A 23,255-nucleotide genomic window follows, 5' to 3' on the forward strand; every position below is an offset into this window, starting at 1 on the left:
TCTACATCCTTTCCGGGGCGGAGACCCCGAGCAGGCCCAACCCGTTAGCGATCACCGTACGGGTGGCGTCGTTCAGCCAGAGCCGCGACCGCTGAAGATCGGTGATCGGCTCATCACCCAGCGGCAGCACCCGGCAGTTGTCGTAGAACCGGTGGTAGGCCGCCGCCAGGTCCTCCAGATAGCGGGCGACCCGGTGCGGCTCGCGCAACTCAGCCGCGCTCGCCACCACCGCCGGGAACTCGCCCAGCGCCTTGAGCAGGTCGTTCTCCTTCTCGTGACTGAGCAGCTCGGGGTGGAAGCCGGCCGGCTCGCCGCGGGTCAGGCCGATGTCGGCGGCGTTGCGGGCCACGTTGGCGGTGCGCGCCGCCACGTACTGCACGTAGTAGACCTTGTTGTCCTTGGTGGCCCGGGTCCACTCGTCGATGTCGATGTCGATCGGCGAGTCGGAGGAGTAGCGGGCCAGCGCGTAGCGGGTGGCGTCCACCCCGATCGCGTCGACGAAGTCCTCCAGGGTGATCACCGTGCCGGCCCGCTTGCTCATCCGCAGCGGCTCGCCGTCGCGGATGAGGCTGACCAGCTGGCCGATCAGGATCTCCAGGTTGACCGCCGGGTCGTCGCCGAAGCAGGCCGACATCGCCTTCATCCGGCCGATGTAGCCGTGGTGGTCGGCGCCCAGCATGATCACCACCCGGTCGAAGCCGCGCTTGCGCTTGTCCAGGTAGTAGGCGCAGTCGGCGGCGAAATACGTCCAGTCGCCGTCCGACTTGCGCAGCACCCGGTCCTTGTCGTCGCCGAACTCGGTGGTGCGCAGCCAGGTCGCCCCGTCCGCCTCGAAGATGTGCCCCTGCGCCCGCAGCCGGTCCAGAGCTTCCTGCAGCTCACCCCGGTCGTGCAGGTCCTTCTCATTGAAGTACGTGTCGAAGTGCACGCCGAACTCGGTCAGCGACTGCTTGATCTCGGCGAACATCAGCTCGACGCCGACCCGGCGGAACGTCTCCAGCGCCTCTTGCTCGCCGAGCTGCAGCACGTCCGGCGCCTCGGCCTGGACCGCGGTGGCGATCTCGGCGATGTAGGCGCCACCGTAGCCGTCCTCCGGGGCGGGCTCGCCCTTCGCACTCGCATACAGCGAGCGGGCGAACCGGTCGATCTGCGAACCGGCGTCGTTGAAGTAATACTCCGTGCCCACGGTGGCGCCGGCCGCCCGCAGCAGCCGGGAGAGCGCGTCGCCGACCGCGGCCCACCGCACGCCGCCGATGTGCACCGGCCCGGTCGGGTTGGCCGAGACGAACTCCAGGTTGATCCGCTCGCCGACCAGCGTGTCGGTATGCCCGTAATCTGCGCCGGTGAGCACGATGTCACGGGCCAGCACGCCGGCCGCGGCCGCGTCGAGCCGGATATTCAAGAAGCCCGGACCGGCGATCTCCACCGACTTGATGCCCGGCTGCCGGCCCAGCTCCTCGGCCAGCGCGGCGGCCAGCTCACGCGGCGCCACCCCGGCCTTCTTGCCCAACTGCAGGGCGAGCGTGGAGGCGTAGTCGCCGTGCTCGGGGTTGCGGGGTCGCTCCATGGTCGTCGTCTCCGGCAGCGCGGAGGCGTCGAGGCCGCGGGTCTCGAACACGGCACGAGCAGCTGAGAGAACGGTGGAAGCAAGGTTGGCGGGAGTCACTCAACCATGCTATCGGGGGTAGACTTCCGCATTCGGTGGCCACCCGAGCCCCGCCCTTCCGCTTCTTACGAATCGACGAGGCACGATGAGCATGAGTACGCCGGGCCCCGAACGGGTCCCGTCCAGCGTCAAGGTCGGCAAGACGTCCGGCCAGGGCAAGCCGCCCACCGCGGCCAAGTCCGCAGCCGCGAAGTCCGGCGGTAACCGGCCCGGCGCGGCCAAGGGCGGCAAAGGCCGCAAGCCCGTCACCCCCGTCAAGGTCAGCGGTGGTCGCAGCTGGGGCCCGATCGCGGTGATCGGTCTGGTCGCGGTGATCGCCCTGGGCATCATCGGCTTCGGCGTCTTCAGCGTCGTCCGGGGCTCCCGCAGCTGGGAGGACAAGGTCGCCGACATTCAGGGCGTGGTCAACTACCGCGCCCAGAAGAACGCGCAGATCGACGCCCGCGACCACAAGGACGGCACGCTCACCTACGTGACCAGTCCGCCGGTCGGCGGCGCGCACAACGCCACCCCGCAGAACTGCAACGGCGATGTGTACGACGCGCCGATCGCGAACGAGCACGCGGTGCACAGCCTCGAGCACGGCGCGGTCTGGATCACCTACAAGCAGGGCCTCGCCGCCGACCAGGTGGCCGTCCTGCAGAAGAAGGTGGAAGGCAAGGACTACACGTTCATGTCGCCGTACGCCGGCCTCGACAAGAACGTGTCCGTCCAGGTGTGGGGCTACCAACTCAAGACCGACGACGTCAACGACTCGCGGATCGACGAGTTCATCAAGGACACCCGCATCCTGGCCGCCCTCGAGCCCGGCATCTCCTGCTCCGGCGGTAACACCACCACCGGCCCGGTCACCGCGGCCGCCACCGGCACGGGGATGACAGGCAGCTGATGACCGTCTCCACCGACTCGGATGCGGCGGCCGAGGCCGCCGCATCCGTGAACGGCAACCGCCCCGGCCGCGCCCGCCGCGGCTGGCTCCTGATCGGCGCGGCGCTGCTGGTCGGCACCATGCTGGGCCTCGGCATCGGCCTGGTGATCCCGCACCTGCGCACCCCCGGCGACGACTCGGTCGAGGCCGGCTTCCTGCGCGACATGTCGACCCACCACGCCCAGGCCGTGGAGATGTCGATGATCGCCCACGAGAAGTCGACCGACCCCGACATCGTCTACCTGGCGAACGACATCGCGCTGACCCAGCACGGCCAGATCGGCTACATGCAGGCGTGGCTCCGCGACTGGAACCTCAGCCCGACGAGCTCCGAGCAGCCGATGGCCTGGATGCCCGACTCGGCCGGCTCGGTGGTCAACGGCCTCATGCCCGGCATGGCCACGGCCGACCAGCTGGCCACGCTGCGCAAGGCGACCGGCAAGGACCTGGACGTTCAATACCTGACGTTGATGCGGGCCCACCACCTGGGCGGCATCCACATGGCCCAGGAGGCCGAGAGGCTCTCCAGCAACGACGACGTGACCTGGCTGGCCGGCACGATGGTGGCCTCCCAGCAGGGCGAGATCGCCCTGATCGACGACATGCTGAAGAAGATTCAGGGCTCGTAACCCGGTTGGCAGTGGTTCCAGGGGGCCTGCTAGGCTCTGGAACCACTGAGCCCCCGTAGCTCAGGGGATAGAGCGTCGCCCTCCGGAGGCGAAAGCGCAGGTTCGAATCCTGCCGGGGGCACGAGTCCATGGCCACCATGTGTTCGCTGAGAAGCGCGAACCTGGTGGCCTCGTCATTTCTCCTGGGGGCCCGAGCCCCCAGACCCCCACGTGTAGTGGGCACCCCGCGTGAGTCTTCCGCTGGAAGGGGCTCCGCCCCCACCCACCATCACACCCAAAACGGCGACCGCGCCGCCACCCTGCCTTGGCACCGTCCCGCACCACTTCCGCTCGGCGAATCGGGTCGGGTCGGGTCGGGTCGGTGGCGTGGACGAACACGTCGTCGGCGGAGCGCTCCACCTGGATAGTGGTGGTGATCGGTGCCATCAGTCGTCACCGAAGAGGGCGGCATAGCGGTCGAGGTAGAGCGGCCGGCCCTGGTCGTGGCCGACGCCGTCGCGGACCGATTCCCAGCCGGGGCCCTCGGTCTTGTCCTCGATGACGTTCTGATAGCCATCCAGTGCCCGGCGCCAGAATGTGTCGAGCTGGTCTTTCAAGGCGGTTACCCCGGCCGGGTTGAGACGGTAGATTCGCCGGGTAGGCCCAAGATCTCCCACACGAACCCACTGCGCTGCCCGCCCGACGACACTCTCACCGTCGCTCGGCGACAGGTTCGTCATGAGGAGTGACAGTTCCGGCGGTGCCGTCCACGGTCACTTGCTGCCCAGCGCGCAGGCGCCGGGTGACATCGCCGGTCGCGACGACGGCGGGGATGGCGTACTCGCGCGCGACGAGCGAGGCGTGCGCGGCGAGAGTGCCACCGTCGGTCACGACGGCGGCAGCTCGGGCAACAAGGGTGTCCAGGCCGGGGCGGTCGCTTTCGCGACCAGTACGTCACCGTCGCGGAATGCGGCGAAGTCTTGCGAGCCGTGCACGATGCGGACCGGCCCGGTCGCGCGGCCCGCCGACGCCGGATGCCCCATGATCACCCCCTCGCCGACCTCGCCACGCCCGCGGGCCTCCTGCACGGCACGGTCAATCACATCCCCGACGAGCCGGGCCGGACGGCCGAGGGCCAACGGCGCGGACAGCGAGCATTGACGCTGCCACCGCTCACGGCGTTCACGCACAGCGGCATCGAGAGCTCCGGCCCTCCCGGCCGCGCGGGCAAGCACTTCGTCGTGGGTGCAGAAGAACACGTCATCGGCCTGGTCAAGGGCGCCGGCCGTGACCAGGTGCTCGCCGATTTGCCGGGCGCAGGCGCGAAGCACCGGCCAGGCGAGAGTGAAGTCGCGGGCCTGCTCCTCACGGATGACCGCGTAGCGCTGATTCACCTGCCGTAGCTGCTCAAACTGGGTCAGCAGCCTCGGTCGACCGGCGAGGGCAGCCCGGCACGCTTGCTCGGCGGTCGCCCGTTGCGCAGCCAGCCGCGTGAGCCGTGCGGTTGCATCCGGCAGCGTGACCTCCGCCGTGGGCAGCTCGGTGGCGATGGGGTGATACCAGTCGACGCTTTGTACCGCGTGCGCTGTACTGACCGGTTGGGCGCCGGGCAGTCCACGCAGCAGGACCTGCGCGCCGCCCTGCTCGTCGGGCAGGATGTCGGCCAGGTGCCGGCGGCAGAAACGAGTCAGGCTGGCTTCCATCTTCCATGCCGACCCGCCGACGATCGCCAAGTACCACAGGTAGATCCCGGCTTCCCGGCCGAGCTGGTCGATCAGCTGCGCCAACCGGTCCGCGGTGGCCGTTACGGCCTCGATGCGGGCGTCGGCGACGAGCCCTCGGTAGACGGGCAGGTGGGTCTCGCGCCACCGCCGGTCCAGATCGGACAGCACAGCGCGGTCGGCAGCCGCCGGGTCGCGATTGACCCGGATCAACGCGTTGTAGAGGATCTTCACCGCCCGGCGGCGTCCCTGCCACAACACCCGGGCCAGGAGCTTGGGTGACGGGATCGGGGTGGCGTTGTAGTACCAGCCGTTGACCAGCGCATACCGAAACGGCACCCGCACACCGACACTGTCGTGCATCCCGTCGAGGTATCCGGCTTCCAACACCGGCAGCAGCCAGGTGCCGAACAGCGGGGTGACCGCTTCAGGCAGCCACTCGCCGAGCCGGAAGTTGCGCATCCACAACCCCGGTCCCGGCGCCGTCCACGACACCGGCTCGGGTATCGCCGTCATCGGCCGGGCCTGCAGCAGCCACAGCCGGCCGTCTCGGTCGATCGCCCACTCGATGTCCTGGGGCCTCTCGTAGCGGTCGGCGATCGTGCGCGCCAGCTCCGCCACCTGCTGCGCCTGCCCGGCCGTCAGCACCCGCTCTCCGGCGGGCATGGGACGCGACGTCCGAACATCCCGGCCGGTGACGGTCCATTCCGCACCGACCGATTCGCCGGACACCAGCGGATCACCCAAGCCCGGCACAGCGGTGATCACCGTCTGGTCGCGGTCGCCGAAAACGGGATGGGCGGTGAACGCCACCCCCGCCGCCACCGGGTCCACCATCGCCTGCACCAGGACCGCCATCGCGACCGGACCTCCACCGTGGCGCTCGTGGTACGCCGACACACGCTCGGCGGCGGCAGCGGAGAAGCACCGCCGCACCGCCGCCGCCAGCCCGTCTTCACTGACGTTCAGGTACGTCTCGTAGAGGCCGGCGTAGGACGCGTCCGGCAAGTCCTCGGCAGCGCCCGAGGACCGCACCGCGAACCGCGCCGCTCCTAGGCTGCGTGCCGCCGCCTCAACCGACGCCTCCCACCCGTCGATGTCCACCGCCGCGGCGGTGACGACCAGGCCCGGCGGGACCGAGAATCCGGCCGCCGCCAGTTCGCCGAGGACACCAGCCTTCCCGCCGACCAACGCCCGATCGGCGGTCCCGGCCGCCGACAACATGATCACTATCTCGCTGGCATCCATCACTCACCCTATAGGTAGTATCGCAAAGTATTGCGATACTACGCTAACGGCGCTGTGCTGGAAACGAGACGATCGACGGAGGGAGGGCGTGTGCTGCCGATGCGTCCGGAACTGCTCAAAGGCCACCTCGACGCGCTGCTGCTCGCCGTCCTCGAACCCGGCCCGCAACACGGGTACGCCGTCATCGAGGCACTGCGCACCGGCAGCGACGGCGCCCTGGACCTACCCACCGGCACGGTCTACCCGGCCCTGCACCGGCTCGAACGCGCCGGGCTGATCGCCAGCGACTGGCACACCGTCGGCGGACGCCGTCGGCGCGCCTACCACCTCACTCCGGCAGGGCATGCCGCCCTCGGTGAGCAACGCGCCGTCTGGGACCAGTTCTCCACCGCCGTCACCGCACTCCTGGCGAGGCGACCATGGCCGAGCACCGCATAGCCGGCACCACCGATACGCAGCCCGACGCGGCCCTCGCCGCGTACCTGTCCGAGCTGACAGCCCGGCTACGCGGTCCGCGTCGCCGCCGGGCGGCGATCCTCACCGAACTCCGCGACGGCCTCGGCCACGCCGCCGAAGACCGTATCGCCGCGGGACTGCCTCCCGAGCGGGCCGCTGCGGCGGCGATCGCCCAGTTCGGCACACCGCAGGCCGTCGCCGAGTCGTTCAGCGGTGAACTGGCAATCGCCTACGCGCGACGCACTATCGCCTGCTTCATCGCCACCGGTCCCCTCGTCGGCGTCTGGTGGCTGCTCCTGCTTCATCCCAGCCCGTGGCGTACCGGCCTGATCGCGCTCGTCGCGGCCATCCCGGTCGTCCCGCTGATCCTCATCGCGGTTGCCGCCGCAGGCGCGACCCTCGCCACCACCGGACGCCTGATGCGCTGGCTTCCCGAGACCAACCCGCGCCGCGCCCTGACCGGTACCACCGCCATCGCCGCGCTCTGCCTGATCGGCGACCTCACCATGATCACGATCTACCTGCTGTCCGGGATGCCGGCCCGGCCACTCGCAGCCGTCGCTATCGCCGCCAGCCTCACCCGCATCGCCAGCAGCATCACCACGATGCGCCACGCAACCGGGATGCGTCACCCATGACCCCCACGTTCAGCACCGACACCAGCGGGTCGGCATCGCCGGCGAGCCCCACCCGCGCACCCACATGGATGCGAACCCGTAATGCTCGGCAGTGACCTCGTCGGCCTACCCACCCCCGACGCGGGACCGCTCTTCGCCACAGCACTGTCCGTGCACATCGCGTCCGGGCTGGCCACCGCATCACGCGATGGGCCGGCTTCTACGTCGACAATGGACCTTCCCTGCCTCTCTGGAACCAGCTACCCCACATCGCCTATTGGCTGCTGCCCAGCGTTGTCGGCGTACCCCTCATCCGGCTCGCGCTGCGTCGCTTTCCGCGCGACCCGCGCACCGACTCGACCGGCCACCGACCCGGCTGCGGACCCCGACCAACCCCGCGTTGATCGGCCTACCGAAGGCGGTGGCGAGGAGAAGGATCGGGTTGTGCGGGTGACGGTGTGGTAGGTCGCGGATTGCCCGAGCTGGCGCGTCGCTGAGCAGCGTTGGAGCCGGCCGAGGCGGGCGGCTCGCAGGAGGCGATCGGCAACGCCCTGATCACCACGTACCCGAAAGTTCCAGGCCGGCGAGGCGCGCAGTCCAGCTACGTGCGGTGACCCCACGCCGCAGGACGGCCCTTCTGAGTCACCTTCCCCGTCAGCCAAGACCCGCCCCGAAACCGCCCGGCGTCCCGCGAAGCCGGGAGCGCCGGGCCAGAACCGGACAACGAGTCCGTCCAGGATGGACCCTTCACTCGTCCGGGGAATTGAAGAGCGCCTCAGCTTTGGTGAGTCTGTGGCGGTTCCACAAATGCATGCCTCTGATGGAGGAGTCGCGATATGGTGCGCAGAATCGGTTCGTCGCTCGGAGTGACGATCCGAGGCCGTATCGTACGGACCGTGGCGCCGCCCCTCGCGGCCATGATCGTGCTGCTGGTCGTGGTCGCGGGCGGCGAGATCTCGCGGTACGAGGTGGCCGCCGCCAGCCAGAGCCGGGCCGGCCTGATCATCGCGGTCCAGGGGTTGGCGCAGAAGCTGCAGGAGGAGCGGGCCGTCACGGTGGCCGTGCTCAACGGGAACACCGAGTTCCGCCCCGAGATCGCGGCCGCCCGGCGGGGCGTCGACACCACCCGGGCCTGGGTGGAATCCGGGCTGGGTGACAGCGCGCTGGACCGCGAGGCCGCGTCCACCATCGCCGCGCTCGACGATCTCGCCCAGCAGCGGGCCACCTCCGACGCCGGTACGGCCGATGTCGAGGCGACGTTCGACCTCTACACCGGGCTGATCGAGCGCCTCAGCGGGATCTATCGGCACCTCGAACTGGTCGACGACGAGGGCCTGCGCCACGGTCTCGAGTCGCTCGAATACCTCAACGAGGTGATCGAGTCGACGGCCCAGGAGCAGGTCTTGCTCAACGCCGCGTTCACCGCCGGGCGTCTGGTGCCGGCCGAATATCTGGAGTTCACCAACATCGTCGCGGCCCGCGACCTCGAGCTCGCAGAGTTCAACGAGTTCGCCGCCCCGGACGTCGCCGCGGCCAAGAAACGCCTGGACGCCACGCCGGCCGCGAGGAACGTTCGGGCCCGCGAGCAGGCCGTACTGAAGAGCGGCGCAGGGCCGGAGCAACCGTCGGCCGCACGGCCCTGGTACGCCGACGCCACCACGGTGCTCGGCGACATGGAGACGCTGGCCAAGAACATCGGCGCCGGCACTCAGCACGACGCGAGGTCGCTGCGCGACCAGGCCGCTGTACGCCTCGCCGTGCTCGCCACGATCGTGCTGCTCTGCCTGGTCGGCACGATCTGGCTGGCCTTCTCCGGCATCCGATCGCTCGCCGGGCAGCTGGCCGGGCTGGCCGGCGAGGCCGATCGGCTGGCCCGGGAGAGCCTGCCCGACGCGGTCGGCCGGGCGGTCGCGGGCGACACCTCCAGCCCGCCGGAGCCGGTGCGGACCGGACCGGACGCGAGCGTCGAGGTGCGGCAGGTCGCGGCCGCGTTCGCCCGGGTGCAGGAAACCGCGTACAACCTGGCCACCGAGCAGGCGCGGCTGCGCCGGACCAGCGCCGAGTCGTTGGCCAACCTGGGTCGTCGCAACCAGAACCTGCTGCGCCGCCAGCTGAGCTTCATCACCCGGCTCGAACAGGAGGAGCCGAACCCGGCCGGGCTGGCCAACCTGTTCGAACTCGACCACCTGGCCACCCGCATGCGGCGCAACGCGGAGAGCCTGCTGGTCCTGGTCGGCGCGTCCAGCCCGCGGCAATGGTCCCGCCGGCTGCCGCTCACCGACGTCATCCGGGCTGCGGTGTCCGAGGTCGAGGAGTACCGCCGGGTGAACCTGCGCCGGATGGACGAGGCGCTGGTCCAGGGCTCGATCGCCAGCGACCTGGCGCACATGCTGGCGGAGCTGATCGAGAACGGGCTGACCTTCTCGCCGCCTGATCTCGACGTCGAGATCCAAGGGCGGCGACTCGAGGACGGCTACCTGATCGCGATCTCGGACCAGGGCATCGGCCTCAGCGAGGAGGAGATGGCCAAGGCCAACGCACGGCTGAGCGGCGCGGGTGACTTCCTGACCGCGCCGGCCCGGTTCCTCGGCCACCACGTGGTCGGCCGGCTGGCCGCTGAGATGGGCGCGATCGTCCAGCTCACACCGTCGCCGGTGGTCGGCGTGACCGCCCGCATCCGCCTGCCGGAATCGCTGGTCGGGGAGGTCCGACCGGTCGAGGCGCCGTTGGTCGAGGCGCCACTGGTCGAGGCGCCGCCAGTCGAGGAGGCCTCGAACAGGCTGCGATTCACCGCACCGCGTCAGCGCCCGAAGTCGGAGGAGGTCGATTACGTGGTGGTCGACGAGCCGTCGCTGTCCTCCGGCGTCCATCTGGAGGCCGAGTTCGGTAAGCCGCGCGGCGAGCACCGCGCGGAGCCGCGATGGGTGCAACCGGCAGTCGCGGTGGCGGAGTTGCCGCCCGTTGCCGCCGAGGAGCCCACGCGTACGCCCAACGGCCTGCGCAAACGCCAACCGCGACTGGGCCGCCCGCGCCCGGCCACGGCGACGGCCCAGGTTGTGCGCCGCTCCGAGCCGGTGCCCGACTCACCTGTCGCTGTCGGCGTCCGGCTGACCGCGTTGCGGGACGGCATCCAGCGCGGTGCCGCCCATACGGAGAACATCGGAGGAATTTCATGAGCGTGGCAGCGCCGGCCGACCGGCATCAGTTCAACTGGCTGCTCGGCAACTTCGTGCACCACACCGACGGCGTACGCGACGCGGTGGCGGTGTCCTCGGACGGGCTGCTCATCGCGTTCTCGGACGGGCTGGGCCGGGTAGAGGCCGACCAACTGGGCGCGATTGTGTCGAGCATGGCCAGCCTGGCCCGCAGCGCGTCGCGGCGGTACGACTTCGACGGCCTCAAACTCGTGATGATCGAGATGCGGCGCGGCTTCCTGATCATCTCGGTGATCCCGGGCGGCAGCTGCCTGGGTGTGGTCGCCGACGGGGACAGCGACGTCGGCCTGGTCGGCTACGAGATCTCGATGCTGGCCGAGCGGTTCGGCGAGCTGCTCACCCCGGCACTGATCGTCGAGTCCCGCCAGTACCTGCCGCAATGAGGTACGGCGGCGAGGAGCCGGTCGTCCGGCCGTTCATGATCACCAACGGCCGGACCCAGCCGATGCACGACGGGCTGCGGATCGAGACCCAGCTGCGGGCGACCCCGGCCGCGTTGTCGGCGCCCCTGCGGTTCGAGGCGCGCCGCATCGTCGAGCTGTGCCAAGCGCCGAAGTCGATCGCCGATCTGGCGGTCGCGCTGTCCGCGCCGCTCGGCGTCGTCCGGGTCATCGTCGGTGACCTGATAACCGAGGGTTATGTGCTCCTCGACCGTCGGACGGGCGACCTGCCGACCGACCTGATCGAAAGGATCCGGGATCGTGTACGAGCGCTCTAGCCCGCCGATCGCCGTCAAGATCGTGATCAGCGGCGGCTTCGGCGTCGGCAAAACGACGTTCGTGGGTTCCATTTCCGAGATCGAGCCGCTGGTCACCGAGGCCGAAATGACCGAGCGGTCGATCGGCGTCGACGACACGTCGGCGGTCTCCGGCAAGACGACCACGACGGTCGCGCTCGACTTCGGCCGGATCACGCTCGACGACGCCCTGCTGCTCTACCTGTTCGGTACCCCGGGGCAGGACCGGTTCGCGTTTCTCTGGGACGACCTGGTCGACGGTGCGCTGGGCGCGGTCGTGCTGGTCGACACCCGCCGGATCGAGGACAGTTTCCCGGCGATCGACTACTTCGAGGAGCACGAGATCCCGTTCATCGTCGGGGTCAACGCATTCGACGGGGCGAGGCGGTTCGAGCCCGGGGAGGTGCGGGACGCGCTCGGCGTACCGGGCGGGCTGCCGCTGGTCGAGTTCGACGCGCGCGACCGCGAGTCGGTCAAGACCGTGCTGGTCGCCCTCACCGAGCAGGTGCTGGCGCGGCGGCAGACGGCGCCTGTGTGACCGCGGCCCGGTCGATCCGCCGGTCGCGGGAAGTTCACGTGGATAGGCACCCGTGCCCGGTCATCGCCGGCAGCGTCAGGCGACCCAGCGCGCTGTTGTCAGGTCACGTGGTTTGCATTCGTTCGCACAGCGCTCGTAGCTCGGTGCCGCCGGACTGGCGGCGGGAGCGGTCCAGCAAGGTATGGACGGTCTCGGTCAGGTCGGGGGACGTGCGTACGTGCTGGGGGGCTATTCGTTCTGCGGTCAGCAAGAAGCGGATCGCCTCTCGGTCCTGGCCGCCCAGTCGGGTCAGGGCCCTGGCCGTGTCGGCGTAGTAGAACACCTGGCGTACGCCGGCCGGGATCGCGGTGGGGTCTGTGCGGCGGGCTATCTCCACCACCTGGGCCGGGTCGCCGTTGTCGGCCTCGATGCTCATGCGCCAGATGTCCACGTTGGTGGGCCCGAAGAACATGCCCATCTCGTCCGACTCGCCGGTTTGGCGGGCCAGGGCCGTTGCCTCGGTCAACCACTCCCGGCTGTCGTCCAGGCGGCGGCGGCAGTGGCTCGCCAACGCCGCCACCAAATGCAGCGAGCCCAGGATCTCCGGGCCGCCGGGGCGGCTTCGATGCTTGGCGAGGTCGTCGACCGCGCGTTCGGCCAACGTCTGGCCCCGCTGGTAGGAACCGCACGCCACCGCGGCCCGGGCCAGGCCGTACGCCGCGAAACCGCGCAGCACCGGGTCGCCGGCCGCCTCCGCGGCGTCCCGGCATCGTTCCGCGGCCAGCCAGGCGTCGGCGGGGTGACCGAGGCTGCGCAGCACCGTCGAGGCGATGTGGGTGGCATCGCACAGCAGGCGCAGGGCCTCGGGATGGTCGGGGCCGGCCGTCTCGGTGTGCAGGTCGCGCAGCAAGCCGGGCAGGAGGCGGGCCGCGCCGGCGTAGTCGCATGCCCGGTACAGGGTGTCGGCCAGGGCGACGCCGCGGGCCAGGTCGGTCACCGGCGGCGCGTCCTCGGAGGGCGGCTCGGTCAGGTCGATGTCGATCAAGGCCCGGCGCAGGCCCAGCACGCCCGCCCTGGCCGCCGCGGTGGCCCGGTCGGCGGCCGGCACGCCGGTGCCGGCCAGATCGGCGGGGGCGCACTCCAGCGCGCCCGCGATGTCCGCCAGCATGAAGCGGTTGTCGGCCGCCTGCCGCCCCCGTTCGATCCGGCTCCAGGTGGCGTGGGACACCCCGGCTCTGCTGGCGGCGTACCGGATGCTCCACCCGCGAAGCAGGCGACGGGCGCGGATCCGCTCGCCGACCTCGGGGTCGGCGTTCCGGCGTGGGGTCATATGGCCGACGGTAGCGCTGCTGCTCCGGCGGGTGGTTCATCCCTGTACCACCGGCTGCGGCGGAAGGTTCGCCTGCCGGCGACAGGGACGGCGGCGAGGCGCGGCAGGATCGGCGCGGATGACTGGATTCAGAGCGGGCTACGCCGTGGTGTCGGCCTTCTCGCGCAGGGCGTCGGCGACGGCCTTGGCGACCCGGTCGTCCTCGCGGGCCCGGCGGCGCGCCCGGTTCCGGCGGCGGAGCAGCACGGCCACCACGATCAGGGCGATCGCCAGGACGATCAGCAGGATCAGCGTCCAGGAGACGGCCCGGAAATGGGTGCTCTCGGTGACCGCGGGCAGCGACGTGGTGGTGCCGGAGGCGTCGGTGATCTTCGGGGTGAGCGTGACGGTCGCGGTCAGGTCGACGGCGGCGGCGACCCCGTGCACCGGGACGCTGACCTTCCAGCTCTCGCCGGGCAGCAGCTCCGGCGGGGCGGCGATCTTCGCGGCGTCGGCGTGGAACATCCCGAACGCGCCCTCGATCCGGACCGCCTGGTCGGCGGAGAGGCTGGCGTTGCCGGTGTTGTGGATGGTGTAGCTGACGGTGGCGTCGCCGTCGGCGATCGGGTTGGCCGAGCCGTTCCAGTCGACCGCCAGGCCCTCGACCGACAGGGCCGGGGCCAGGTCGCCGCCGACCCGCAGCTTGATCCGGATGCCGAGGCGGCGCTCGACGTTGATGGTCTCGGTGCTGCTCGCCTGGGTCAGCGAGGTGAGGATGCCGCCCACGTAGTCGCCGGGGGTGGCGTTGGCCGGCACGGTCACCGCGAACGGCACCTGGACGGTCCTGCCGGGCGCGACCGCAATGGTCGCGCCGGTCGGCTTGGCCCAGGCGCCGATGGCGAGCGCCTTGGTGTCCCGGGTGCGCAGGTCGAGCTGGCCGGCCTCGGTGGTGAAGCCGTCGGCGGTGTAGACGGCCAGGTTCAGCGGGTCCTTGCCACGGTTGGCGACGACCATGGCGTCCTTGATCGTGCTGCCGGGGTTGATGGCGTAGCTGTAGCTGGACCGGTCGTCGCCGTAGCTGTTCGAGGCGGTCCGGACGGTCCAGGTGACGTCGCCGCCCGCGGCGTGGGCGGGCGCGGCGAACAGGCCGGATGCGAGGGCCGCAAGCAGGGCGGCGACGGTCTTTCTCATGATTCCTCCGAAGGGTGATGGGGCGGGCGCCGTGGCGCCCGCCCCATCGGGATGAAACTCAGCTGCTCAGTGCGGTGATGGTGAGGGTGGTGCGGTAGCTGCCCTTGTCGACGGTGCCCGGGATCTTGAGGTCCAGGTCGGCGCCGAGCTTGGCGGTACCGCGGGCGTGGCCCTGGTCCGCCCAGCCGAGGCCGCGCGAGACGGAGAGGCCCTGGCCGCCGTCGTCGTAGGCGGAGCCGACCGCGGCGCTGGCCTTGGCACCGGCGCCGGCCGTGACGACCTTCGGGGTCCAGCCCAGGTAGGCACCGGAGAAGGTCTTGCCGGCGTCCTTGAAGTCACCCACGCCGGCCGAGATCGACCAGGGCGCGAGGGACCGGCGGCTGTCCGACACCACGATCGGGTTGATCGACCCGGTGGCCTCGAAGTAGTCGCCGTTGTGGTCGATGGCGGTGCCCAGGTCGACCAGGCCGTTGTAACCGTCGATCGTCCAGCCGAACTCGCCGGGGGCGGCGTTCGGCACGTTGACCTGGATGTCCTGACCGTCGCCGTGGAACGGGTGAACCGTCACCTTGTCGACGACCGAGCCGACCGGCTGGGCGGCGTCGGTGTTGTTGCACCAGCTGACCTTGCCGAGCTCGACCGCCGCGTTCGGCGCCGCGCAGGTGCCGGAGCGCAGGTTCTCGACGACCAGCTTGTCGCTGCGCACGGCCACCTTGACGTACGACCGGACGTGCTCCTGGTTCTGCACCGAGTTGTACCAGTACTTGCCGGCGTCCAGCGGGTCGGCACCGTTGCCGGCACCGCTGGTGCCGGTGGTGTCGGGGCTGGTGATGTCGTAGTACTTGGAACCGGAGGACGAGTTCGCGGTCACGTACAGCACGCCGCCCGGGCCCGGGTAGACGTCGGCCGCACCGGGCTGCTCGTCGGCGTTCGCCTTGGCGCCGTTCTTGATCAGGTAGCTACGGGAGTAGCTGTGGTCGTGGCCCTGCAGGACCAGGTCCACACCCAGGTCGGAGAACTTGCTGGAGAAGTCCACGCGGCGGACCTTGTTGTCGGCGTCCTTGGCGTGGTCGGCCGGCGAGTAGATCGCGTGGTGGTAGACGAGCACCTTCCACTTGGCCTCGCCGCCGTGCTGGTTGATCACGTCGGTGACGTAGGACAGGTGGGCCGCGTCGCCGCCGCCACCCTGCGAGGTGGCGTAGCTGTTGCTGTTCAGGTCGATGAACAGCACGTCCTTGTAGATGTACCAGTAGTCGCCACCGGACTGAGCACCAGTCGCGGTCCCGGAGGAGTAGTAAGCGCCCGACCGGTCGGTGTTCGGCGTGTAGAGGTGCTGCTCGTAGGCCTTGCCGCCGACATCGTGGTTACCGATGGTGGCCGCCCACGGGTAGGACTTCAGCTGCGTCGGAGCCAGGAACGAGTCCCACTGCGCCTCGGTGTTGGCCGTCTCGACCTGGTCGCCACCGGACACCAGGATCTCGGCGTTCGGGTTGGCGGCGAGCGAGACGTTCACCGTGTCGACCCAGCCGGCCTGGTCCTTGGCGAGGTTGCCGGAGGAGCCGATCTGCGGGTCGCCGTAGAACAGGAAGTCGTAGTCGCCCTCGAAGGACTGCGTCGTGAAGGCGTACGCCGAGGTCCAGCCGTCGGTGGAGCCCACCCGGTACGAGTAGGCGGTGTTCTCCTTGAGCCCGGTGATCGTGGCGTGCCGGTTGTACCCACCGCTGGTGGCGATGTTGGCCGCACCGGAAGCCGCGAAGGTCACGGCCGAGGCCGGGAACTCGCCGTTGACCAGCGCGCCGGTCGGGGCGAGCTGCACCTGCTGCGCGGTGTCGGCCGACGAGTACCAGGTCACGATGCGCTGGGTCTCGTTGGAGCCGACGCCGAGGATGACGCCGGAGAGCGTGGCCGGGTCAGCGGCGAGCGCGGGGGCGGTCAGGCCACTGCCGAGAGCGACGGCCAGGCCAAGAAAAGCCGCGGCGACCACACGGCGGCGCGCCGATGCCGAGTTGCTCGTTCTCATCGGTGTTGTTTCCCCTTTTCCCTGATGAGACTTTCGAAAAGCGTGATCAAGTTCGTCGTCCCCGATGAACCGGATATGAATGACGGCGCTCGCAGCGATGGATCTTGACGCAAGGTCAGACGCGCTCGACGAACCAGATCAGCCCCATAAGAGACACTCCCCCGGAAACCAGACCGGTGGCCCAGAGCCCGGCCCGCGGCGAGCGCCGGCGCAGCAGCATCAGCAGCGGGAAGATGATCGCGATCAGGCCGAGTTGGACGGCCTCGATGCCCACGTTGAACACGAGCAGCGACCAGAGCAGGGTCCACGACCACGCCTCGTCGATACCGAGCGCGCCGGCGAAGCCGAGACCGTGCACGAGTCCGAAACAGAACACCACCGCCAGCCGGAGCCACCCGGCCCGATCCAGCGCGAAGTGTCCGTCGCCGCTGGTCGCGAGATCGGTGGCGTGGTCACCGCGCCGCCAGATCCGGAACAGGTACCAGCCGGCCACCACCGCGACGGAGAGCGCGATGATCGGCTCGACGACCGCGCCCGGCACGTCGACCACACCGAGCGCGGCCAGCATGAACGTCACCGAGTGGGCCAGGGTGAAGCTGGTGGCGGCGAGCACGATCTCGCGCAGCCGCCGGGAGCCGGCGATCAGTGCCAGCAGGAACAGGATGTGGTCGATGCCGGTGAGCAGGTGCTCGGCGCCGAGCCGGAAGAACTCCCAGAACCGCTGGTACCAGGCCTGGGCGGTGGAGAACGACGGCTGGTTGCCGTCCAGCGCGGCACTCCCGGAACGACCGTCCAGATCGTACGTAATAATGGTTTTTGTGCTCTTGACGTAGCCCTCGCTGTCCGGGAAGAGGACGCTGCGCACCTCATGCGAGTTGCCTCGCTGAGGGCAGACCCAGTCGAGCGTCAGGCCTGCGTAGGGCACGCCTTCCCGCTGACCCACGGTGACGGCACCAACCTTGGCCGGGGTGCACGCCGTCCCTGACGAACTAATCGAAAAGCCGTTATTGATGTACGCCATGGCAGAGTCGACATGCTCCTCCAAAGCCGTCGCCTGTTCGCCCGGGTCACCGCCGTCGAAGGCGGTGGTGCCGTCGGTGAAGAGCGCGTCGTCACGGCCAGCGTCCGCGGCGGAGACGACGAACAGGTCGTATTCGAGCTCCAACGCGGTCCGCACATGCCCCGGCTCACCCTTGGTGACGTGGACGTAAACGGTTGACGAGAAACCGTGCGCGACCGCCGGACCGGCGCTCACCAGGGCGATCGCCGTGGCGACGACCGCCAGAACGGCCGCGCGCAGGGGGCGGGACATACGACTCCTTCAGGATGGGCGAGTGCACGCTCCCTGTCCCGGGTGAACAACATCCGGCCGGGCGGCGAACCGCCGCGAACAACCAGCCAAGATCAAGTCGCTGGGCCTCGAACCGGGCCGGAACTGGGATAAGAAGGAGCCCGCAGCGACCGCACCGACCGAAAGACGGCCACCTTGCGCACCCTGATCCGAACCGCGGCGGTGCTCACCGCGGCGATGCTCACCGTCGGATGCGCCGGCAACGGTGACGACTGGGCGCAGCCGCATCCGTCACCGACTCCGGTCGGGGTGCTCGGCGCCGGCTTCGTCGATCCGTCGGCCACGCCGATGCCGGAGGGCACGATCACGCCGAGTTCCGGCTCCTGGGCGGGCGTTCACCCTCCGCAGCACTACCGAGTCGTGTTGCTCACCGCGGGTGACGACGCACCGACCACGGCATTGGTCAAGGGAGTCCGCGACTGGGCCAAGGCCGAGGAGGTGGACCTGCGCACCGTCACCGCGGGCGCCGATCCGATCCCGAGCATCACCACGGCGATGGACATGAAGCCGGACCTGATCGTCGGCGCCGGCAACGACCTGATCGACGCGCTCGCGATCGTCACCGCCAACCACCTCGGGCAGCAGTTCCTGGTGGTGGGGGCCGAGGTCGCCGAGCCGACCGCCAACGTCACCTCGGTCGACTGGTCCGGCGCATCGTTCCGGGGCGAGGGTCTGGGGGCGTCCTCGACGTACGACCCGGCGTCGTTCACCGCCGAGCGCTGCGCCGCGGCCATCCGGGCGGGTGTCGCGGCCGTGCTCCACAACCTGACCGGCATCGTGGTCTGGCTTCGATAGTTTCAGCCGCAGTTTTCCGCACCGGCAAGCATGGGCGAACGCCCGCAGCAGGACACGCTGTCGTAACTTTCGGCAAGTCGTCGGAAACTCGCCGTTGACTTTCGCCGGGCGGACTCCAAGGATGAGTCGCAACGACGGTTGTCGATAACAGACGCCCGTGCGGCGCGGCAGTGGGTGGCCGCGTCGCACGGGTCCATCGTCATGCGGAGAGCAGACCGTTCAGGTCGCCGTAGGGAATGGCTTCGCCGATCGAGGTGTACGTTCCCTCGCTCAGCGCCTCCCGCACGGCCTTACGCATCACCGCGTACGCGGCTTCCGCCACCCCCGATCCCAGGCTGACCCGCGCGACGCCCACCTTGGCGAGCTCGGCCACCGATGGCGCGCCCGGCCAGACCAGGATGTTCACCGGCGCGTTGACCCGCGCGACCAGCGCGCCGATCGCCGCCGGATCGATCAGGCCCGGCACGAAGATGCCGTCCGCCCCGGCCGCCACGTAGGCCTCGGCCCGCGCCACCGCCTCCTCGAAGTCGCCACCCCCGCGCAGGTAGGTGTCGATCCGGGCGTTGATGAAGAGCACCTCGGGCGGGGCCACCGCGCGGGCCGCGGTCAGCCGGGCCACGTACTCCGGGATCGGCCGCACTTCATCTTCGAGGTTGATGCCGGCCGCCCCGGCCGCGACGATGCCGCGGATCGTCTCGGCCACTCCGGCCGGGTCGGCGCCGAAGCCCGATTCGATGTCCGCGGTCACCGGCACCTTGACGGCGGCGACCACCCGGCGCACCGCGTCGACGGCCAGCTCGCGGTCGAGGGTGTCGCCGTCCGGTGCGCCCAGGCTCCAGGCCACGCCGGCGCTGGTGGTGGCGACCACCGGCGAGCCGGCCTCCTCGGCGACGCGGGCGCTGGCCACGTCCCACGCGTTGGCGAGCACCAGCGGCGAGCCCGGGACGTGCAGGGAACGGAGAAGAGCTGCTTGTTCGGTCACTCGCACAGTCTTCGCGACGGGCGAGCCGCGGCATAAGGTTTCAGCGCCAGCTAAATCTACGGGGGTGCGGATTTGGCCATCATCGGACTGTCGGCGACCGCGGCCACCAACATCCGCTTCGCGGTGTCCTGCCTGTGGGAGGTGCTGGCGAGCGTCCGCATCCTGCGCGACCCCCGGGTGCCGGCCGTGCACCGCGCCTGGGCGGCCCGGGCCGCCCTCTCCCCCGAGACGCTGCTCTGGAATCTGATCGCGCCCAGCGGCGGCTACACGCCCGACTTCGTCACCCCGCCGCCGGCCGGCCTCTCCGCCGACCTGGCGCGGGAGCTGGCCGGCCTGCGGGCCACACCGGCCGCCCTGATCCGCGAACATCTGGACCTGATCGGCCCGGACCTGCCGCCGCCGGTGCGCGAGCTGCACGCCGACCCCGCGCGCGGCCTGGCCCGTCTGGCCGACGAGATCTCGTCGTACTGGGCGGCGGCGATCGCGCCGGACTGGCCGCGGATGTGCGCCCTGCTGGACGCCGAGGTGCAGCGCCGGGCCCGCCGCCTGGCCGAGGGCGGCAGCGCCGCCCTGCTGAACGACCTGCACCCGCAGGTGAGCTGGCAGGCCGGCCTCCTGGCGATCGACCAGCCGCACTGCGCGGCGCCCGACGTCCCGCACGGCACCGGCCTGGTCCTGATCCCGTCGGTCTTCGTCTGGCCGTCGGTGCTGACCGTCACCGCCGGCCCGATCCCGCAGCTGGCCTATCCGGCCCGCGGCGTGGCCACCCTGTGGGAGCGCTCGTCCCGCTCGGCGGAACCGCTGGTGGCGCTGCTGGGCCGGGGCCGGGCCGCCCTGCTGCAGGAACTGGTCGCCCCACTGTCCACGACGGAACTGTCCCGCCGCACCGGCCTGACGCCCGGCGGCGTCTCCCAGCACCTGACCACGTTGCGCGCGGCTGGCCTGGTGGTGACCCATCGCCAGGGCCGATCCCTGCTGAACACCCGGACCGAGGTCGCCGAAGCCCTGCTGGCCGCCTCGTCCTGACCGCCGGCCGGCCGGTCGCATCGAGAACGGTGATCTCGAAAAGGAGCTGCCCGGCCGGCCCCGGTGCTGATCTTCGTCGGTTCCGCCGTGGTCAGCGTGCACGGCCTGCCGCGCGACGTCCTGGTCGCGACCGACAAGGAGCTTGACCGGCTGCTCATCGCGGGCGGCGCCCGGATCACCGCGGCCACGGCGAAGCGGATCGCCGCGATCGCGGCCGAGGTTCGCCGCGAGGCGGAGGGCGCTCCCTGGCGGGAGCGCCCCTGACCGTCAGCGCTCCCAGACCATCCGCTTGCATTCGAGGTTGGAGACGCAGAACGACGCCGCGTCCCAGTTGTAGTAGATGTCGTAGTGGGTGGCGGTGTTCTCCGAGCCGTTGGTGTCGCAGTAGGCGATCGCCGTGTTGCTGCCGTTCGGGTAGATGTTGATGCAGGCACTGCGGCCGTCGGCCCGGGCGTCCTGCACCGCCAGGTTGAAGTGGTTGCCGCTGATGTAATTGATGTTGGCCGATCCGGCATCGCACGAGAGGACGACGTTGCACGACTCGTAGATGTAGACCGGGCCGTAGCCGTGGTGCGCCGGCGATGCGTACGCCCAGCCGGTCGCGGCCACGCCCAGCGCGACCGTCGTGGCAGCGATGGTCGCCAGCCGCTTGAATGCGTTCCTCATTTGTGGCCTCCCTCAAATCGGATTCAATCGAGGAACCTGCCAGGAACGGTCCGCAGCCGGTTGCCATCCGGTTGCCATCGCAGGTCAGGCGCTATATCGACGGCTGGTTAGGTCGAGTGGTGCTGCTGATGCGGTTTCTTGCCCCGGTCGAAGCCGAGGTCGACGGGCGGGCGGGCCCGCATGACATCGTTGCCGGGCTTGGCCGCGTACGCCGGAACCCCTCTCGGCCTCCCACGACAGGCTCGCATCGAAACGATAGATTTCAGAGATGGCGGAACGCACGGTCATCGGCCGCTATCGACTGACCGGGCCCCTCGGCCGAGGTGGCATGGGAGCGGTCTGGCGTGCGCACGACACGCTGCTCGACCGCGACGTGGCACTCAAGGAGATCTGGCTGCCCAGCGTCGGCGACCATCCGGTCGACCCGGCCGACCCGCAGGTCCGGCGGGCGCTGCGCGAGGCGAAAGCGGCCGCCCGGCTGCGACACCCCGGCATCATCACCGTGCACGACGTGGTCACCGACCAGGGCCGACCGTGGATCGTGATGGAACTGATCGACGGACGGTCACTGGCCGACGCGATCCACGAAGCCGGCCTGCTGACCGAGCAGCGAACCGCGGAGGTCGGGCTGCAGGTCCTGGACGCGCTACGGGCCGCGCACCAGGAGGGCATCGCCCACCGCGACGTGAAACCCGCCAATATCCTGCTGGACAACGACCGGGTGGTCCTGACCGACTTCGGCATCGCCGCCATCGAGGACGCGACCGCGCTCACCGCGACCGGGCAGGTGGTGGGCTCACCGGCCTTCCTGGCGCCCGAGCGGATCAACGGGCAGCCCGCGACGGCCGCGGCCGACCTCTGGGCACTCGGGGTCACGCTGTACCTGGCGGTCACCGGGAAATCGCCGTTCCAGCGGGAAGACACCCAGGCGACGCTCGCCGCGATCCTCCACAGCCAACCCACGACACCGGCGCACGCCGGGCAGCTATGGCCGGTCATCAAAGGGCTGCTGATCAAGGATCCGGTCGGTCGTCTCCGGCTCGAAGCGGCCCGCGACCTGCTCGCCAAGGTGGCCCAGCCGGGAAGTCCGAACGTGGCGGCCGCCCCGGCGCGGCGGCCCCGATGGTGGCCGGCCGGGTGGCGGGCGGATCAGCCGGATGGCGGACCGGCCGGAACCGTCGTGGCGCCGTCCCCGACGCTGGCGGCGCCCACCGCTCATCAGGAGCGGGCCGCGGCTGTGCCGGCACCACGGAAAGCTCACCCCGCTGATCGGATCGGCACCCAAGGGGCTGATCCGGGCGACACGACCGAACACCACGATGACGCCGCCGAGACGGTTGCCGCACCGACCGTTGCCGCGGTGGATGTTTCCACCGAGCCGGTCGCCTCAAGGCAAGCCGACACCGAGACGGTCGCGGCCGGACCGGCCGTCTTGCCGGCCCCCAGACCCGCGCCCGTGCCATTGGCCGCGTACCCGCCGGCCCTGGCCCGGCCCCGGACCGCCCGAACCATGACCGCGTGGCTGGCCGGTCTCGCCGTCGCCGCCTTGCTCCTGACCGCCGGCGGCCTCCTGCGAGCCGGCTGGCTAGGTTCCGACAACGGCCCTACCGGCCACACCGGATCCAGCGCGCCGCCGTCCGGCCGCACCCAGGCGATCGCCGACACCGCGTCGGGCAAGCCGACCGCGTCGCCGTCCGTGTCGGTGAACCCGCTACTGGAGCAATGCCTCGTGGGCACCTGGCGGATGACATCGATGCAGAATGTCGGCCGAAAATGGGAAGGCGTCGCCGTCAGCGTTTTCACCAGCACCGGCGGCGCGGTCCTCCGAGTCTGGCCAAACGGCCGCAGCGTCGAGAACTACAGCAAGATGGCGCCACTGAACGCGACCATCAAGGGCGCCAAGTACGTGGAGACGCTGCGAGGCGAAAGCAGCGCCTACAACGAGACGAAAGGCGGGCGTCTCCTGTCGAGCGACTTCTCCGACAAGAGAGTCCACCGCATGACCCGCAACGGCCGGGCGGTAAGCGCCGAATGGGACGTCAGCACGCAGTCGAACCTCCTGTACACCTGCAGCGACACGAAGCTGACCATCTACGGGGACGAGCACAACTCCACGCAGAGTTACCAGCGGGTCAGCCGCGAACCGTGATCCGAGGACGATTCGGACGGGACGGGGGGAGGCGCGCGCGAGACCTCACCCACA

General features: G+C 70.3%; 22 protein-coding genes and 1 tRNA gene. 13 read left to right on the forward strand and 10 right to left on the reverse strand.

Annotation, left to right across the window (positions count from 1 at the left end; genetic code table 11):
• Window position 1 precedes the first annotated feature (1 nt).
• A complete protein-coding gene (gene argS / locus Adu01nite_RS02505) occupies window positions 2–1,666 on the reverse strand; it encodes an arginine--tRNA ligase (RefSeq protein WP_203724559.1) in 1,665 nt (554 codons plus the stop codon).
• Window positions 1,667–1,751: 85 nt separating this feature from the next.
• Between argS and Adu01nite_RS02510 the strand changes: the two genes are divergently transcribed.
• The 3 genes from Adu01nite_RS02510 to Adu01nite_RS02520 all read left to right on the forward strand — a co-directional run bounded on the left by Adu01nite_RS02510 (window position 1,752) and on the right by Adu01nite_RS02520 (window position 3,344).
• On the forward strand, window positions 1,752–2,555 hold the full coding sequence (locus Adu01nite_RS02510; protein ID WP_379131128.1) for a thioredoxin-like domain-containing protein: 804 nt from the start codon (window positions 1,752–1,754) through the stop codon (window positions 2,553–2,555).
• Window positions 2,555–3,223, forward strand: coding sequence for a DUF305 domain-containing protein (locus Adu01nite_RS02515; protein WP_203724561.1), 669 nt, complete (start codon window positions 2,555–2,557; stop codon window positions 3,221–3,223). The genes Adu01nite_RS02510 and Adu01nite_RS02515 overlap by 1 nt, the downstream gene beginning before the upstream one ends.
• A 49-nt stretch (window positions 3,224–3,272) precedes the next feature.
• Window positions 3,273–3,344, forward strand: a tRNA-Arg gene (locus Adu01nite_RS02520).
• 304 nt (window positions 3,345–3,648) lie between these two features.
• Here Adu01nite_RS02520 and Adu01nite_RS47520 read toward each other — a convergent pair.
• From Adu01nite_RS47520 to Adu01nite_RS02540, 3 genes are all read right to left on the reverse strand, one after another.
• Complete coding sequence (locus Adu01nite_RS47520) at window positions 3,649–3,819, reverse strand: hypothetical protein (protein ID WP_239132079.1); 171 nt, start codon at window positions 3,817–3,819, stop codon at window positions 3,649–3,651.
• A 94-nt stretch (window positions 3,820–3,913) separates the two neighbouring features.
• On the reverse strand, window positions 3,914–4,093 hold the full coding sequence (locus Adu01nite_RS02535) for a PEP-utilizing enzyme (protein ID WP_239132080.1): 180 nt from the start codon (window positions 4,091–4,093) through the stop codon (window positions 3,914–3,916).
• Window positions 4,090–6,171 carry a PEP/pyruvate-binding domain-containing protein gene (locus Adu01nite_RS02540; RefSeq protein ID WP_203724562.1) on the reverse strand — a complete coding sequence of 694 codons (2,082 nt, stop codon included), beginning with the start codon at window positions 6,169–6,171 and terminating at the stop codon, window positions 4,090–4,092. Before Adu01nite_RS02540 ends, Adu01nite_RS02535 begins: the two co-directional genes overlap by 4 nt.
• A 99-nt stretch (window positions 6,172–6,270) precedes the next feature.
• Here Adu01nite_RS02540 and Adu01nite_RS02545 point away from each other — a divergent pair, with 99 nt between their 5' ends.
• From Adu01nite_RS02545 to Adu01nite_RS02570, 6 genes are all read left to right on the forward strand, one after another.
• Window positions 6,271–6,609: a PadR family transcriptional regulator gene (locus Adu01nite_RS02545; RefSeq protein ID WP_203724645.1), complete on the forward strand. Its 339-nt coding sequence runs from the start codon at window positions 6,271–6,273 to the stop codon at window positions 6,607–6,609.
• Window positions 6,591–7,265, forward strand: a complete 675-nt coding sequence (locus Adu01nite_RS02550; RefSeq protein WP_203724563.1) for a permease prefix domain 1-containing protein — start codon at window positions 6,591–6,593, stop codon at window positions 7,263–7,265. The genes Adu01nite_RS02545 and Adu01nite_RS02550 overlap by 19 nt, the downstream gene beginning before the upstream one ends.
• 875 nt (window positions 7,266–8,140) lie before the next feature.
• Window positions 8,141–10,420, forward strand: a complete 2,280-nt coding sequence (locus Adu01nite_RS02555) for a sensor histidine kinase (RefSeq protein ID WP_239132081.1) — start codon at window positions 8,141–8,143, stop codon at window positions 10,418–10,420.
• Window positions 10,417–10,842: a roadblock/LC7 domain-containing protein gene (locus Adu01nite_RS02560; protein WP_203724565.1), complete on the forward strand. Its 426-nt coding sequence runs from the start codon at window positions 10,417–10,419 to the stop codon at window positions 10,840–10,842. Before Adu01nite_RS02555 ends, Adu01nite_RS02560 begins: the two co-directional genes overlap by 4 nt.
• Window positions 10,839–11,177 carry a DUF742 domain-containing protein gene (locus tag Adu01nite_RS02565; RefSeq protein ID WP_203724566.1) on the forward strand — a complete coding sequence of 113 codons (339 nt, stop codon included), beginning with the start codon at window positions 10,839–10,841 and terminating at the stop codon, window positions 11,175–11,177. The genes Adu01nite_RS02560 and Adu01nite_RS02565 overlap by 4 nt, the downstream gene beginning before the upstream one ends.
• On the forward strand, window positions 11,158–11,733 hold the full coding sequence (locus Adu01nite_RS02570; protein ID WP_203724646.1) for a GTP-binding protein: 576 nt from the start codon (window positions 11,158–11,160) through the stop codon (window positions 11,731–11,733). Before Adu01nite_RS02565 ends, Adu01nite_RS02570 begins: the two co-directional genes overlap by 20 nt.
• A 103-nt stretch (window positions 11,734–11,836) precedes the next feature.
• Here the strand turns inward: Adu01nite_RS02570 and Adu01nite_RS02575 are convergent, their stop codons facing one another.
• The 4 genes from Adu01nite_RS02575 to Adu01nite_RS02590 form a co-directional block, all read right to left on the reverse strand.
• The gene (locus tag Adu01nite_RS02575; protein ID WP_203724567.1) at window positions 11,837–13,042 is read right to left on the reverse strand and encodes a helix-turn-helix domain-containing protein; all 1,206 of its coding nucleotides are present in this window, start codon (window positions 13,040–13,042) and stop codon (window positions 11,837–11,839) included.
• Window positions 13,043–13,180: 138 nt separating this feature from the next.
• Complete coding sequence (locus tag Adu01nite_RS02580) at window positions 13,181–14,212, reverse strand: WxL protein peptidoglycan domain-containing protein (RefSeq protein ID WP_203724568.1); 1,032 nt, start codon at window positions 14,210–14,212, stop codon at window positions 13,181–13,183.
• A gap of 58 nt (window positions 14,213–14,270) precedes the next feature.
• On the reverse strand, window positions 14,271–16,232 hold the full coding sequence (locus tag Adu01nite_RS02585; protein WP_203724569.1) for a purple acid phosphatase family protein: 1,962 nt from the start codon (window positions 16,230–16,232) through the stop codon (window positions 14,271–14,273).
• A gap of 115 nt (window positions 16,233–16,347) precedes the next feature.
• Window positions 16,348–17,544: a HupE/UreJ family protein gene (locus tag Adu01nite_RS02590; protein ID WP_203724570.1), complete on the reverse strand. Its 1,197-nt coding sequence runs from the start codon at window positions 17,542–17,544 to the stop codon at window positions 16,348–16,350.
• Between the two features lie 174 nt (window positions 17,545–17,718).
• On the opposite strand from Adu01nite_RS02590, the gene Adu01nite_RS02595 reads away from it, so the two are divergent.
• The gene (locus tag Adu01nite_RS02595) at window positions 17,719–18,378 is read left to right on the forward strand and encodes a type 1 periplasmic-binding domain-containing protein (protein ID WP_239132082.1); all 660 of its coding nucleotides are present in this window, start codon (window positions 17,719–17,721) and stop codon (window positions 18,376–18,378) included.
• Between the two features lie 199 nt (window positions 18,379–18,577).
• On the opposite strand, the gene Adu01nite_RS02600 is transcribed toward Adu01nite_RS02595, so the two are convergent.
• On the reverse strand, window positions 18,578–19,360 hold the full coding sequence (locus Adu01nite_RS02600) for an isocitrate lyase/PEP mutase family protein (RefSeq protein ID WP_203724571.1): 783 nt from the start codon (window positions 19,358–19,360) through the stop codon (window positions 18,578–18,580).
• Between the two features lie 72 nt (window positions 19,361–19,432).
• Between Adu01nite_RS02600 and Adu01nite_RS02605 the strand changes: the two genes are divergently transcribed.
• Window positions 19,433–20,386, forward strand: a complete 954-nt coding sequence (locus Adu01nite_RS02605) for an ArsR family transcriptional regulator (protein WP_203724572.1) — start codon at window positions 19,433–19,435, stop codon at window positions 20,384–20,386.
• 63 nt (window positions 20,387–20,449) lie between these two features.
• Window positions 20,450–20,650 (forward strand): hypothetical protein, encoded by a 201-nt coding sequence (locus Adu01nite_RS02610; RefSeq protein ID WP_239132083.1) that lies wholly within the window; start codon window positions 20,450–20,452, stop codon window positions 20,648–20,650.
• Between the two features lie 3 nt (window positions 20,651–20,653).
• On the opposite strand, the gene Adu01nite_RS02615 is transcribed toward Adu01nite_RS02610, so the two are convergent.
• Window positions 20,654–21,052, reverse strand: coding sequence for a hypothetical protein (locus tag Adu01nite_RS02615; RefSeq protein ID WP_203724573.1), 399 nt, complete (start codon window positions 21,050–21,052; stop codon window positions 20,654–20,656).
• Between the two features lie 268 nt (window positions 21,053–21,320).
• Between Adu01nite_RS02615 and Adu01nite_RS02620 the strand changes: the two genes are divergently transcribed.
• Window positions 21,321–23,201, forward strand: a complete 1,881-nt coding sequence (locus Adu01nite_RS02620) for a serine/threonine-protein kinase (RefSeq protein ID WP_203724574.1) — start codon at window positions 21,321–21,323, stop codon at window positions 23,199–23,201.
• The last annotated feature ends 54 nt before the right edge of the window (window positions 23,202–23,255 follow it).

This window comes from Paractinoplanes durhamensis (assembly GCF_016862175.1).
Lineage (GTDB): Bacteria > Actinomycetota > Actinomycetes > Mycobacteriales > Micromonosporaceae > Actinoplanes > Actinoplanes durhamensis.